The 13,937-nt window shown below is 69.1% G+C and carries 11 protein-coding genes and 1 pseudogene; 6 read left to right on the top strand and 6 right to left on the bottom strand.

Features of this window, described 5'->3' with window-relative positions; translation table 11 throughout:
- Nucleotides 1-79 precede the first annotated feature (79 nt).
- From ACE1OC_RS06825 to ACE1OC_RS06815, 3 genes are all read right to left on the bottom strand, one after another.
- The gene (locus ACE1OC_RS06825; protein WP_407836218.1) at nt 80-1,630 is read right to left on the bottom strand and encodes a SulP family inorganic anion transporter; all 1,551 of its coding nucleotides are present in this window, start codon (nt 1,628-1,630) and stop codon (nt 80-82) included.
- Nucleotides 1,630-2,238 (bottom strand): carbonic anhydrase, encoded by a 609-nt coding sequence (locus ACE1OC_RS06820; protein WP_266440413.1) that lies wholly within the window; start codon nt 2,236-2,238, stop codon nt 1,630-1,632. Before ACE1OC_RS06820 ends, ACE1OC_RS06825 begins: the two co-directional genes overlap by 1 nt.
- Before the next feature lie 132 nt (nt 2,239-2,370).
- Nucleotides 2,371-2,757 (bottom strand): hypothetical protein, encoded by a 387-nt coding sequence (locus ACE1OC_RS06815; protein ID WP_407836217.1) that lies wholly within the window; start codon nt 2,755-2,757, stop codon nt 2,371-2,373.
- A gap of 1,127 nt (nt 2,758-3,884) precedes the next feature.
- Here ACE1OC_RS06815 and ACE1OC_RS06810 point away from each other — a divergent pair.
- From ACE1OC_RS06810 to ACE1OC_RS06795, 4 genes are all read left to right on the top strand, one after another.
- On the top strand, nt 3,885-4,280 hold the full coding sequence (locus ACE1OC_RS06810) for a hypothetical protein (protein WP_407836216.1): 396 nt from the start codon (nt 3,885-3,887) through the stop codon (nt 4,278-4,280).
- 150 nt (nt 4,281-4,430) lie between these two features.
- On the top strand, nt 4,431-5,525 hold the full coding sequence (locus ACE1OC_RS06805; RefSeq protein WP_407836215.1) for a PLP-dependent cysteine synthase family protein: 1,095 nt from the start codon (nt 4,431-4,433) through the stop codon (nt 5,523-5,525).
- Nucleotides 5,522-6,799 (top strand): MDR family MFS transporter, encoded by a 1,278-nt coding sequence (locus tag ACE1OC_RS06800; RefSeq protein WP_407836214.1) that lies wholly within the window; start codon nt 5,522-5,524, stop codon nt 6,797-6,799. Before ACE1OC_RS06805 ends, ACE1OC_RS06800 begins: the two co-directional genes overlap by 4 nt.
- 154 nt (nt 6,800-6,953) lie before the next feature.
- Nucleotides 6,954-8,414, top strand: a complete 1,461-nt coding sequence (locus tag ACE1OC_RS06795; RefSeq protein WP_407836213.1) for a PepSY-associated TM helix domain-containing protein — start codon at nt 6,954-6,956, stop codon at nt 8,412-8,414.
- A gap of 39 nt (nt 8,415-8,453) precedes the next feature.
- On the opposite strand, the gene ACE1OC_RS06790 is transcribed toward ACE1OC_RS06795, so the two are convergent.
- Nucleotides 8,454-9,455 (bottom strand): cation diffusion facilitator family transporter, encoded by a 1,002-nt coding sequence (locus tag ACE1OC_RS06790; RefSeq protein ID WP_407836212.1) that lies wholly within the window; start codon nt 9,453-9,455, stop codon nt 8,454-8,456.
- A gap of 288 nt (nt 9,456-9,743) precedes the next feature.
- The gene (locus ACE1OC_RS06785; RefSeq protein ID WP_407836211.1) at nt 9,744-10,469 is read right to left on the bottom strand and encodes a DUF1775 domain-containing protein; all 726 of its coding nucleotides are present in this window, start codon (nt 10,467-10,469) and stop codon (nt 9,744-9,746) included.
- 1,105 nt (nt 10,470-11,574) lie between these two features.
- Here ACE1OC_RS06785 and ACE1OC_RS06780 point away from each other — a divergent pair.
- Nucleotides 11,575-12,462 (top strand): transporter, encoded by an 888-nt coding sequence (locus tag ACE1OC_RS06780; protein WP_407836210.1) that lies wholly within the window; start codon nt 11,575-11,577, stop codon nt 12,460-12,462.
- A 736-nt stretch (nt 12,463-13,198) separates the two neighbouring features.
- Here the strand turns inward: ACE1OC_RS06780 and ACE1OC_RS06775 are convergent.
- Nucleotides 13,199-13,357: pseudogene (locus ACE1OC_RS06775) on the bottom strand (DUF317 domain-containing protein); the annotation flags it as partial.
- Between the two features lie 80 nt (nt 13,358-13,437).
- On the opposite strand from ACE1OC_RS06775, the gene ACE1OC_RS06770 reads away from it, so the two are divergent.
- Nucleotides 13,438-13,932 (top strand): hypothetical protein, encoded by a 495-nt coding sequence (locus ACE1OC_RS06770; protein WP_407836209.1) that lies wholly within the window; start codon nt 13,438-13,440, stop codon nt 13,930-13,932.
- Nucleotides 13,933-13,937: the final 5 nt, after the last annotated feature.

Below are 13,937 nucleotides of genomic sequence, written 5' to 3'. Positions count from 1 at the left end.
ACGGTACATCGTTTCGTGGATTCATGAAATCCTGAACTATTGGGTGGGGCGGGCGAGCGGTCCGCCCCACCCGGTGGGCTCACATGGACGGTGTGAGCTGAACGAGGGTCACGCCGTGGCTGCGCCGGCGTTCGGCCCAGGAGAGCAGGGCCATGGTGCAGGCGTGATCGCGATGGCGCAGTCCCGTCATGTCCAGACGGATCGGCCGGTTGTCCGGCAGGGCCTCCAAGCTGTCCAGGAGTTTGGGAAGCCGCAGGAAGGTCGCGCTGCCGGTGATCTTCACCGTCAGCTCTTCAGGGCTGCTGGCGACCGTCTCGACCCGAACGTTGGAGGTGTCCCAGGCCGTCTTGATCACGGACAGCCCGAGCCCGACCAGCACTCCCTCGAACATGCCGATCCCGAGAATCGAGAGGGCCGTCGCGGCGAGCACGAAGGCCTCACCCCGGTGCTTGGACCACAGCGGCTTCACCTGCTTGAGAGGCAGCAGCTTGAAGCCGGCGTGGACGAGGACTCCGGCCAGTGCCGCCACGGGAATCCTTGCGAGCACGCCCGGCAGGAGCAGGGCGAACAGCAGCAGCCAGACCCCGTGAAGCACGCGTGAGGCCTTGGTGCGGGCTCCGGCTTGGACGTTCGCGGCGGAGCGCACGATGACCGCGGTCAGCGGGAGCGCGCCCAGCAGTCCGGAGAGGGTGTTGCCCGCGCCCTGGGCGATGAGTTCCTTGTCGAAGTCCGTGCGAGGGCCGGTGTGGAGGCGATCCACGGCCGCCGCGCTGAACAGGCTCTCGGCCGAGGCGATGAGGGTGAAGGCGAGTACCGTGCCCGCGAGGGAGACCAGGGGCAGAGTGCCCACCCCTGCGAAATCGGGCAAGCTGACGACATCCAGCAACCCGTTGACCTGGACCGTGGCGATCGGCAGTCCGAGCACCGCCTTCGCGGCGACCGCGAGACCGACGGCGACGAGGGCACCGGGCAGCAGACGCACCGCCTTGGGCAGGAACTGCCACGCCATGATGACTACGATCACCCCCGCCCCGACAGCGAACGCCGAGCGTGCGGACGGGGAGGAGAGCAGACTGGCGGCCAGCCCTGGCAGGCCGCCGAGCTTGGCCAGGCCGGACGACGGGGCGCGGGTGTCAGCCATGGCGTAGAGCTGGCCCGCGACGATGACCAGCCCGATGCCGGCCAGCATGCCTTCCACGACGGACAGGGAGATGGCCCGGAACCAGCCTCCCAGGCGCAGGACGCCCAGCAGCAGCTGGAGCAAGCCGGTGCCCACGACGATGAGCCCCAGGGCGGGCAGGCCATAGGCGCGTACTGCTTCGGCGACCAGGACGGTCAGTCCGGCGGCCGGGCCGCTGACCTGCAGACTGCTGCCCGGAAGCAGGCCCGTGACCAGCCCGCCGACGATGCCGGTGATCAGGCCGAGTTCGGCCGGTACGCCCGAGGCGACCGCCACTCCCACGCACAGGGGCAGCGCCACGAGGAAGACGACGAGGGAGGCAGGCAAGTCCGCCGCGAGGAACCCGAACGCGGAAGGCCGCTTGCTGCGTCGGCTGGCCGGGCCACGGCGGCGTGCACCTCGACCGCCGCTCCGTCCATCGGTCGGGGAGACGCGTGTGCGAGCGCCCATCACAGCCTCCGGAACTCGCGCGAGCCGGGCTGGCATGCCAGGACTTCGCCCGTGTCGACGGTGTAGTACCAGCCGTGCAGCCGCAGTCGGCCGGCGCTGAGCCGCTGCGCGATCCACGGGTAACTGCGGAGGTGGTCGAGCTGGGTGAGTAGATGGCGCTGCGTCACCTCCACCGGGTCGTCCCCCAGGGACTTGGCGCGTGCGGCGACCAGGCGCTCCCTGATGTGACCGGCGCCGGCCAGCCACCGCTGCATCAGTGGGAGGCTCTCCAGGCTCTGCCGGTGCATCAGCCCCTGCACGGCGCCACAGTGCGAGTGCCCGCACACGATGATGTCCGGGACCTGGAGCGCCTTGACGGCGAACTCTAGGCTGGCGGCCACACCGCAGGACGCCGATGCCCGGTATCGGGGGACGATGTTGCCTGCGGTGCGAAGCTCGAAGATCTCTCCCGGGCGGGCTCCGGTGATCAGCGAGGGGATGACGCGGGAGTCGGAGCAGGAGACGAAGACGGCCATCGGGCGCTGTCCTCGGGCGAGATTCGCGAAGTCCTGCTGGTGGTCGGCGATCTTCGCCGGGAAGGAACGGGCGTGGTCGATCAGAGATTGCATGAGGTCGGCCTCGGATGCTCGTTGCGGCAGGTCAGAGCGAGCACGCGCACAACCGTGTCCGGCGGCTCCCAACCGGCACACAACGGTGTGCCCGACCGGGCGTCGGTTAGCGGTCTGCGTGCGTGGGGCCGGTCAGCAGCGGAAGATCTGCAGAGATGTGATGGTCGGCGCGGAGGCGGAGGCAGGGCTCCAACGGTCTCTCGCCGTACGGGTGAGCGGGAGGAGGGCTTCGTGCCGGAGTGCGGTGGCGGCCTCGTCGTCGCCCTGCTCGAGGCCGGCGTCGTCGATCGTGCCACCCTGACTGCGCGTGGGGGCGGCCAGAGGGTCGGCGGCGCTCTCGTGATGCGAGGCAGGTTCGTTGGAGTGGACGGCGGGCATGCCGTTCGAAGTCCGCCTGTCCTCCGCGATCACGGCTGACTTCGCCGTCACAACCACACCCGGTGCCACATGATGCGGTGTGGCGGCATGGAAGAGCACGGCGCCGACGAGCAGCAGGAGGAAGGTTGCTGCGCGACGCATCACCTTGCCCCCTCCCGGTTCCCGTACGTGCCGTTGCCAAGACGTTACCAAGCCTCTCCGAGACCCGGTGTTGCGCCCTCTGCCACCCCCGGCGCGAGCGGCCGGGATGTGCCCGGAGTTCATCGGGGAGTTCTGCTGCGGGTGCACGGTCGGCCGATCAGTCGAACAGGCCGAGTGCTTGGCGCAGGGCGCGCCGGAGGCGAAGCATGCCTTCGGTGACCTCGGGTCGGACCACGCGGCGGTGGCTGCCGTGGGAGCGGCGGGAGCCGGCCGTGCCGTGGTCACGGCTGCGTGGCTACTGCGGGCGAACTCGGCGCCGGCGAGCGACGCGATCAGGGTCTGGGGGTCGACAGGCATGGCAGTGCTCTCTTCGTACGGTGATGACTGCGGAGCGGACGTCAGCCGCCGCATCCCGCGCGGGTGGCGCAGGGCTGCGGCCGGCTCGATCAGCAGCGCAGAACCGAGCTCGGAGAGGACGCGGTAGAGCCGGCCGCCGTGAGTGCCGGAGGCGGCTCAATGGGGTGGAGGGCGTATGCCGCCGTCGCGGTCCCGGCCAGAACAGCCTGACGGGAAGTGGGCGCCGCCGACTTGCCCTGGAGGCCGATTGAGGCCTCGCAGCTGGTTGCGCCGGAGCCCGGCTGGTGCCCCCAGCCCATCGGAACAGCCACCGAGGCCGCGGCAGAGCCGCAGCAGATATCGCGAGCAGCCTCCACGGTCGCAGAAGCGCGAGAGCCGCATCCGTCCGAATCAAGGGCGGTGATGTGCCCGGGCCCTGCTACGAACAGCGCGTGAAGCAGAGCGACCGCGGCAACCAAGGCCAGCAGGGCGGCCCGCGTCACCGCGAGTTCCTTCTGCCGACTGCCGGGCATATCGCCTCCTGAACGCTTTCTGGAAACGAGGAAACCCCCTCCACCGGCTGGCGGCACGCCGAACGGCAGCCCTGAGCCCTACATTCACTCCTTCTGGCGATCCAGCCGGGTGCCGATGACGATGCATCCCGGCCACAGGCCGTCGATCTGTAGCGGCTCTCCGGCCTCCGACAGGCACCACCTGGCCGGATCCCACCCCTCCCGATCGGCCCACCTGCCACGCACCGATCGGACACGCAAGGTAACGTCAACGTCACTGTGTGGAATCTCGCGTGGTCCCGTGACCGTCGCCATGGCGGTGCCTGGGTCGTCGCCCTGGTGGCGTCGGCCCTGGTCGTGTTGCTGTTCAGCGTGTGCGACAGCGGCGGGCACCACCGCGTGGCCGTCCCTGACCGCGTGAGCAGCGCGAGCACTGTGATGACCGGCGGCTGTCCTGACCGGGACCTGCCGTGTGCCCACGCCCACGACGAGCATGTCGCCGCCCCCGTGCCGGAACTCCGCGCCCCGGGCGCCCCTGCCGAAGTCGGCTCCGGCGTACTGGTGGTTCCGCCCGCAGCCGGTATCGGCACAGCGGCCGCGGACACGTCCGCCGCCCCACCCGCAGTCGACTCCGGCAGAGCCCTGCTCTGCAAGGTGTGCGTCACCCGGACCTGACCGGCCCCGGCCTCCCCGCCCAAGCGGCACATACCGCCGTGGCCCGGGACGCCTCCGTGCTCACTTCCACTCCCGCACGGCCTGACGCTGTCCCATGCCGCCCCCTGGCGATGCCCCGGCACGCCGTGCCGCACGAAGGACACCCGCACCATGACCGAACTGTCCCTGCCCGCCGCCCCGCACACCGTGCTCAAGGCGGTCGGTAACACCCCCGTCCTGTTCATCGACGCACCCTTCACCACCGCCCCGCGCGGCTTCTGGGCCAAACTCGAAGGCTTCAACCCCGGCGGGATCAAGGACCGGGCCGCCCTCTACATGGTCGACCGGGCCCGCGAACGAGGCGACCTCCTCCCCGGCGCCCCGATCATCGAGTCCACCTCCGGAACACTCGGCCTGGGCCTCGCCCTCGCCGGCGTCCTCCACGGGCACCCGGTCCACCTGGTCACCGACCCCGGCATGGAACCGATCATGGAACGGATGCTGGCCGCCCACGGCGCGGAACTCCACATCGTCGACGAGCCGCATCCCGAAGGTGGCTGGCAGGAGGCTCGCCGGCGGAAAGTCGCGGAACTTCTCGATCGGCACCCCGGCTCGTGGTGCCCTGACCAGTACCACAACCCCGACAACGTCGCCGCCTACCGCCCCCTCGCCAACGAACTGGTCGACCAGCTCGGGGACATCGACATCCTCGTGTGCGCGGTTGGAACCGGCGGCCACTCCGCCGGCATCGCCCGAGGACTGCGCGAGCGCACCCCCGGGCTACGCCTCGTTGGCGTGGACACCATCGGATCCACGATCTTCGGCCAACCGGCCCGTCCCCGGCTGATGCGCGGCCTCGGCTCCTCGATCTACCCCCGAAACGTCGACTACGGCGCCTTCACCGAAGTCCACTGGGTGGCTCCCGCCGAAGCGGTCTGGTCCGCACGCCGACTGGCGGAACGCCAGTTCGCCACCGGCGGCTGGAGCGTGGGGGCGGTAGCCCTCGTCGCCGGCTGGCTCGCCCGCACCCACCCCGAGGGCACGCGGATCGCGGCAATCTTCCCCGACGGCCCGCACCGGTACTTCGACACCGTCTTCAACGACGACTACTGCCGGGCCAACCAGCTCCTCGGTACCACCCCGCCCGCGGAACCTGACACCGTCGTCTCCCCCTCCGGCTGCGAAGTGACCCGCTGGACTCGGTGCACCACCATCACCGACCCCATGCCGGCCACCGGCGTCCCCGCCGTCGGAGCCGCCCGGTGAAGCGCACCTGGAGCCAGTACCGCTCCTTCGACACCACGGTGCAGCTGCTGCTGATCAACCAGCTCACCATCAACCTCGGCTTCTACATGCTCATGCCCTACCTGGCCGCCCACCTCTCCAGCAGTCTCGCGCTCGCCACTTGGGCGGTCGGCCTCGTCCTCGGCGTACGCAACCTCTCCCAGCAGGGCATGTTCCTCATCGGCGGCATGCTCGCCGACCGCCTCGGCTACAAACCCCTCATCGTCGCCGGCTGCACCTTGCGCACCGTCGGCTTCGCCGCCCTCGCCTTCGCCGAATCCCTCCCCGCCCTGATCGCCGCATCGGCGGCCACGGGCCTGGCCGGGGCACTGTTCAATCCCGCGGTACGGGCCTACCTGGCCGCCGAAGCCGGACAGGAGCGCCGGGTCGACGCCTTCGCCCTCTTCAACGTCTTCTACCAGACCGGCATCCTGCTCGGCCCCCTCGTGGGCCTGGCCCTGACCTCCGTCTCCTTCCCCACCACCTGCGCGGTCGCCTCGGCACTCTTTGCAGCCCTCACCCTGCTGCAACTGCGCCGCCTTCCGGAGAACACGGCGACGCCGCGCGAGGACCGGCCCGCCCTGCGGGAGCAGGCCGGCAGCGTGCTCCGCAACAAGCCGTTCTGGCTCTTCTCCCTCGCCATGACCGGCTCCTACGTCCTGTCCTTCCAGGTGTACCTGGCCCTGCCCCTGGAGACCGAACGCCTCACCGGCGACGGAGCCCTGGCCACCGCAGCCACGAGCGCCCTCTTCGTCGTTTCCGGACTCGTCGCTCTCATCGGCCAGCTCCGCATCACCGCCTGGTGCAAACGCATGTGGACACCGGCGCGGTGTCTGACCGCCGGCATGGCCATCATGGGAGCCGCTTTCCTCCCGCCCCTGCTCACGGCCGGATCCCCTCAGGCTGGACGCGGCTGGTCCACGGCCCTCGCCGTCGCTCCGCTCTTGCTCTGTGCGGGGCTCCTGGCTGTGGCAACCGCCGTTCTCTACCCGTTCGAGATGGACACCATCGTCTCCCTCGCCGGCGGCCGCTGGGTGGCCACCCATTACGGCCTCTACAACACCGTCTGTGGGATCGGCATCACGGTCGGGAACCTCGCCACCGGCGCCCTCCTCGACACCGCACGAGACGCGGGCTTCCCCGCCCTGCCCTGGCTGATCCTCACCTTGGTCGGCGGCGGTTGCGCCGCAGCACTCGCCGTGCTCAGCCGCACCGGCCGGCTGACCGCACCCGAGCCCGTACCCGCACCGGTCTAACCGTGCGCCGGGGCAGGTACATGCGAGTGCCTGCCCCGGCGCCACGGCCCCAGCCTCTTGTTGGCTGCCCTGCCCGTGACTTGCCTGATGTCCCTCCCCGAGGAGAAGGCCACCAGGCTCGGCTCTTCACGTCTCGCCAACACCAAGGACCCCTATGTCTCTCAACGAGGTTCAGGACGTCCGCACCCCGGACCCCGCCACCGACCTGCCCAGATCTCCAGGCGAGAGCGGCTGGACGGCCCTGCGCCCGCTGCTTCTGCGCCTGCACTTCTACGCGGGCCTGCTCGTCGCCCCGCTGCTGTTCCTCGCCGCCACCACCGGCCTGCTCTACGCCGGCTCCTGGCAGGCCGAGAAGATCGTCTACGCCGATCAGTTGACCGTCGACCACGTCGGCACGAGTGCCCTTCCGCTCAGCGTTCAGGTAGCTGCCGCCAAGGCCGTCGCGCCGCGGGGCAAGATCACGGCCATCTGGCCCGCCCCCGAGGCCGATGCCACCACCCGGGTGATCATGCAGAGCTCTGGGCTCGCCCAGCGTGAGACCCTCACCGTGTTCGTCGACCCGTACACCGCCGATGTGCGCGGCCAGCTGACCACAGCCGGCGACGCCCTGCCGCTAAGGGCCTGGCTCACCGAATTCCACTCCAGCCTCCAGCTCGGTGAGTTCGGCCGGAACTACAGCGAACTCGGCGCGAGTTGGCTGTGGGTGGTGGCCCTCGGCGGCCTCGCCCTGTGGATCGGCCGCCGCCGCAAGCGGGCGTCGGACCTGGTCCTCCCCGACCGCTCGGCCACCGGCCGGCGCCGCACCCTGTCCTGGCACGGCACCGTCGGCCTCTGGTCCGTCGCTGGCCTCGTCGTCCTCTCCGTCACCGGCCTGACCTGGTCGAAGCACGCGGGCGAGAACATCGGGCAGCTCCAGGACCGCCTCGGCGGTACCACCCCCACCGTCTCCGCCAAGCTGACACCCGGCACCGGTTCCGACGCGGGCGGCGGCGATCACGCCGCCCACGTCATGCCCGACGGCACGCAGATGAAGACGCAGATGCCGCCCACCGCGGACATCGGCATCGACCGCGCCGTCGAGGCCGCCCGGGCCGCCGGCGTCACCGAGTACCTCCAGGTGATGCTCCCTGCCCAGGGCAAGGGATACGTCGTCCAGGAGCAGGACAAGCAGGTGCCCGTGCACTTGAACGCCGTCGCCATCGACCCCGCCGACGGCCGGGTGGTCGACGAGCTGCGCTTCGCCGACTACCCGCTCCTCGCCAAGATGACCCGCTACGGCACCGACCTGCACATGGGCCGGACCTTCGGGCTCGCCAACCAGATCGCGCTGGCCGCGCTCGCGATTGCCGTGATGTCGCTGGTGTTCTGGGGCTACCGGATGTGGTGGCTGCGTCGGCCGACGAATGACCGCACGCTCTCCGTCGGCCGCGCCCTCCCGCGCGGTGTCTGGCGGAGGGTGCCGGCGAGCTTGCTGCTGCCGCTGCTGGCGGTGACCGCGGTCGTAGGCTGGTTCGTCCCGCTGCTCGGTATCAGCCTGGCCGCGTTCCTCGCGGTCGACGTCCTGTTGGGGGTTGCCGCAGGCCGCCGCGGCGCCAAGACGGCACCCACCACATAGGAAACCGGGCCGCGAGTCGGGGCCCGGTCCGGCAGCAAGTCAGTGAACGTGCGGCGTGAGCCGGTGTATGGGCCCGTGCGGATCCTGGCAGTGTTCGCCTCCGGCTGCGGACTTGGTCGCGTCCTCGGCGGCGTGATCGACCTGGAGAGTGCTGTGGTTCAGGCCGTACTCGCTGCTCAGGAGGTTCTCAAGGTTGCGGCGAATCGTGTGACAGTCGGCATCGTCATCGACGAGGACGTGGGCGGAGACGGCGTTCTGGCCGGAGGTGATCTGCCAGATGTGCAGGTCGTGGACCTCGACTACGGCAGGCTGGGCGACGAGCTTGTCGCCGAGGGCGTCGGGGTCGATGTGGGTAGGCGCGGCTTCGAGGAAGATCTTGCCCGACTCGCGGAGAAGGCCGTAGCCCGCTTTGAACATCAGGGCGACGACGGCCAATGTCGCGATGGCATCGGCCTGGACGAAGCCGGTGGTCAGCACGACCAGACCGGCGACTGCGGTGCCGATGAAGGCGAACAGGTCGTTGAGGATGTGCTGGTAGGCGCCCTCGACATTGAGCGAAGCGCGGTTGGCCTTCGAGATACACCATGCGGCCGCGACGTTCACAACGATGCCGGCCAGCGCCGTGATCAGTACGAGACCGCCGTCGACCTCGGGCGGTGAGATCAGCCGATGTACGGCCTCGTACGCCAGCCACGCCCCCAAGAGCATCAGCGTGAGCCCGTTGACCTGGGCGGAGAGGATCTCCGCCCGCTTGAGGCCGTACGTGAACGCGCCCTTTGCCGGCCGGGCGGCGAGTCGCATGGCCACCAAGGCCAGGACGATCGAGATCGCGTCGGTCAGCATGTGGGCCGCGTCCGAGATCAGTGCCAGCGACTGGGCGGCGATGCCTATGCTCACCTCGACCACCATGAAGGCGCCGATCAAGACCAAGGCGGCAGTTAGCCACCGGCGATCGGCATCAGCGGACACGCCATGGGAATGACCGTGTCCACCGTGACCTTCGTCGTGATCGTGATCATGTCCGTGCTGGTGCTCGCTCATCGGCGGGCCCCCCTTCTGCCGTGGGCGTCGGCACGAAGTGAAGCGCACACCACCCCACATCGCCAAAGGCTGCATCGGTGACCGTTGTCATCTTCGTTAAGTCGGCTCTGACCTGCGGTTATGTGCAGCAACATGAAAGTCCGAGGGGCGGGCGGTCCTCGGTGTCGGACGGGTCCGGGCGAGCAATGGACCATGGCCTGTTGCTCGGACTGCGCCATACGAACCCTCTACAGGGCCGGGCGGGGTCGGTGCACGGCTTCCGCCGTGCACCGACCCCGCCCGGGCAGGTCAGGTCTGGCTGCGGTTTCGGCGCACCCACCACATGGTGCCGGCGGCACCAAGAAGGAGGGCGGCAGCGATCACGCCGACGACGACCCCGGTGCTGTCGGCATCCTTGTCGCTCGTCGCCTCCGCGCTCGCGGACGCGACGGGAGACGAGGGAGCCGCCGGGGCCTGGACAGAGGGTGCAGAGGAGCTCGGCGTCGGAGACGGGCTGGGGGCAATCAGCTTGGCGCCGGGAGCGGCGGCCTTCAGCTCGAGTACGGGGGCGGGGTTGTCGACCTTCTGTCCGTCGGTAGGCACCTCGATCCAGCGTGAGATCTTTCCGTCGCTATAGGTCTCCAAGGTCTTGAAGGCCAAGGACTTCTCATCCGGCAGCTGGCGCACGATGACGCTGTACTCAGCGTCCGTTCCGGCCGCCAGCGCCGGGCCGCCGACCGCGTACCCGTCCGGGGTGGCCGTCAGCTTCCACTCCTTGGGCGCTTCCTTCAACACCACGGCGTCCGGAGCGATGCCCTTCGGAAGTACCACCCGCAACTCCGAGATGCCCGCGCTCTCCGATTCGGCCTCAGAGGCAAAGGACAGGGTGACGTTCTCAGCGAGTGCACGAGGATCGGAGGCTGTCACCTCGGCGTGCGCGGCGGCCGGGCCGGCGGTCACGCCCACAACCACCAGGGCGCCGACAGCTGTGATGCCCAGCTTGCGCAGGTGCAGCCCAGTGTGTGATCTGTTCATGTTGGAGGAACCTCTCGGTACGAGGGACGGGCATCAGCCTGGAGCCGAAGAGCCCGTCAGCATCAGGGGAACGTCTCCTGCACACCGACCAGGAGGTCCCCGACGCACTACTGCGTGACAGAGCATCGTCGTCGCCATCGGCCGCGCAGGCAGACCGTCGGGTTCGACGAGCACGGAACGCAAGCCGGGCCGATTTCCCGGCTCGTAGCAGCCACCGAGAGCCGCAACGGCGGCAGCAACCGCTGCTTCGACCCACCGGCCCACCGTTTCCGGGAGGTGGCTCAGCGCGTGGTCCGCACGGTGCATGAGCAGAGCCATCGCGCACGCGGCCACGCAATGAGCAGCGGTCATCGTCCAGGCGCTGTGGTGTGTGGTGGTGCTGAGCTCCAGCATGTTGCCGTGCGCCTCGGTGTGCCCGGCACCTGTCACGTGTTGCACCGAGAGAGCTCGGTGCAGAAGCATCTGGGTAAGGCCAGTGGCCATGACCACGTACCACCCAGGCCGACCCGGACGGGCTGCGAACCACGAAAGCGCGAAGACAACCACCGCGCCAATGGCCGCCGGCCGCCAGGACACGGGATCTTCCGAGGCCAAGTGATGGCCGACGATCGCCAACACGGAGCTGAGCAGCGTGAAGACGGCAGCCCGCAGCCACCGTCCGCTCCGCCTCGATGGCTGCGGACATGAGCGCGTAGCTGCAAAGGCTTCGGCCATGGCGCGCCCATCATCACTCGCGCCCAGCTGCCGCCAGGCAACAACTGTCAATTAGGGAGTAGATTTTCGGTAGACCCCGCAGTTGCGAGTGGCGCAGGGGCGGGAGTGCTCGGACGCGCTCAAGGTAGGCCGGTCACGTCTGGCGTCCTGTAGGTCCACGGCCACGTCGCCATGATCGGGTCGGAGCCAGCTGCGCTGGTTGGCAGCGGAGTGCCGAGGCCCCTGCGCCCGCGATCTGGCCCGAGTTACTGGTTCGGGACATTGACTAGGAATCTGGCCCGCGGCTGATCCGGGAGAACTGGATGACCGGACTCTTTGGGCATGATCTGGGACGCCCACGGAAATAGTCCTGGACCTGCAGGCGTTACTCCTCGACACGTGCGAGAAGGGGGTGTCGAGCCTGAAGCTGTTCTACACGAAAAACGGCGTGACCGAGGTCAGGCCACGATTGGCTGAGTCTGAGGCTGATCTGCAGGTCTTGGTCGAGAGGGCGATGGAGGCGATGCTCGGGGTCCGATTCCTTGCCTCCGAGTACAGCACCGGCCCCGTTCACGGCGGGCGCATCGACTCGATGGGCCTCGATGAGAACGGTGCTCCGGTGATCGTCGAGTACAAGCGATCCACCGACCCTGGCGTGCTGTCGCAAGGGCTCTTCTACATGGCTTGGCTGATGGACCACCGCACCGAGTTCCAGGCGCTGGTCCGCGAGCGCCTTGGCATGGCGGAGGCGTCGCAGGTTCTGTGGAACGCACCGCGGCTCATCTGCGTCGCCGGCGACTTCACCCGCTACGACCTACATGCAGTGCGTGAGCACCGCCGCTCGATCGACCTGGTGCGGTACAGGCTGTACGGCGACGACCACATCGCACTCGAGACTGTCGCTTCGGTCGCAGGGCAGGCCAAAGCAACCCCGCGTTCCTGTCGGATCCGTCATGGCGCGGCGGAGCCCGCCCGGAGGGCGGCCGGGGCGATGGCACAGCTGACGGCGGTGGTGGACGAGGTGTTGCTGGGGCTGGGCGAAGACGTGTCGAAGGTCGAGCGCAAGCAGTACGACGCGTACCAACGGCTGCGGAACTTCGCCTGCGTCACCCGGCGCCAGGACAGGCTGCTTGCCTACCTCAAGGCCCCGCCAGCGGCGGTAGAGCTCGTGCCGGGCTTCACCAGGGACGTGACGGGGCTCGGGCATCACGGCACGGGTGATCTGGAAGTGCAGCTTCGGTCGGAACGGGACGTCGAGCGAGCGATCGACCTGTTCCGGCTCTCCTACGCCGTGGCGTAGGGCTGACTGGCCCGGAGAGGCTCGGACCCGGGAGGGCAGGCTTGAGAGCCGCGTTGCAGCCCTTCTCACCGTAGCTCTGGCGATCGGCGGCGGCCTGGCGACGGTGCTCGAGTTTCTGGTCAACCGGAAGTTCACCTTTCTGGCGCCGCTCGTAGCTGACGAGCGCTGGAATGCCTCTGAGGACCAGGCGCTGAAGCAGATCGCCTGAGCTCAGCTTCGATCCTTCGTCGGGACCCAGGCCATTGTCGACCGGGAGGGGAAGTGGCTGCGGGGCGCGTTCGCTTTCGCGGTGGCGGGCTTGTTCGCTCGAGGCGCGGACGTTGTCATGCCAATCCTGGCTCGGTGGGCACCAACTGACCCGTCTCGTGGTTGGCGAGCTCAGCGGTGGCGGGCGCGCAGTTGAGCGGGGGGCGTGGGGAGCTGGGACACGGGAGGTGACCGCCGTGAAACGGAAGGCGAAGCGACCTCGGCCACTGCGGCGCTGAGCTGGATAAGGAGGTCGTGGGGCACGTTGGCGCAGAGGCGGATGGACCAGGCGGGCCGGTTCGCGTCGTCTCCGCCGAAAGACGGTCCACCGGTCGTCGGTCGCGTGCGGCAGGTACTCGAAGGTGGCACTGCGGTTTGGGGCTTGCCACGTCGTGCGGGCTGGGTGGCTGGCAACGGACCAGCCGGCCTCCTTCAGAGGAGCGTGGGGCTCTCCGGCGTCCAACGGGAGCGGGACGTCGAGGTGGTCGATGATCGCGTGGACGAGGGGGACGGGGGTGCCGGCGGTGATGGTCGCCCGCCAGAGTCTCTCGCCCACCGGCCCGTTGTACTCGACGATCGTCCAGGCGATGTCGGTGCGATGGCGGGCCTCGTGATCGAACTCGGCCCGGACGGTGAGGCTCTCGTGCACGGCGATGGTCGTCTCGTCACTCCAGGTGCGGTGCTTGGTCCACTGCTGCCTCGATTCGAAAGGGCGTTGAGGAACTGCTCGTGTTGGCCGGGACCGGCAACCGTAGCCGGGGCTGGCTGCGCTTCGGTGGGCCGGAGCGTGGTCGGCGGTGCGGTCTCGCCGCAGAGGGCTCGGCGGATGCTTTGTTCGAGGTCTGTGAGCGGGGCGGGGCCCGGGCGGACGGCGACGGTGTAGAGCCTGTGAAACTCCGCCACGGCTTCAGCCTCGTCCTCGTAGCCCATGGCGACTTGGCGGACGTGGTTCTCCCCGTGGAGGTGCACGTGACGGCGGACGCCGCTGGCGTACGTACCCACGGCGACGGTGGTGTGCCCGTCGTCGGCGTGAAGATGGATGACGAGACGGCCTTCGGCGATGTCGTCGTGGATGCGCTGGGCTTCGGCGCTGACCTCACGTACTTGGTCGTGGGTGCACCAGGGGAAGGGATAGTTGCCCCAGGTCCATTCCATGTCGATCTCTTCCTGGAGGGCCGTCTCGATCTCGACGGTGAAGCCGTATCGACTCAGCTGCTTGGCTGAGATGT

The organism is Streptomyces stoeckheimensis, assembly GCF_045822005.1.
Lineage (GTDB): Bacteria > Actinomycetota > Actinomycetes > Streptomycetales > Streptomycetaceae > Streptomyces > Streptomyces stoeckheimensis.
Note: the sequence above shows the minus strand (reverse complement) of the source record. Positions and strands in the feature narration are given on the sequence as shown.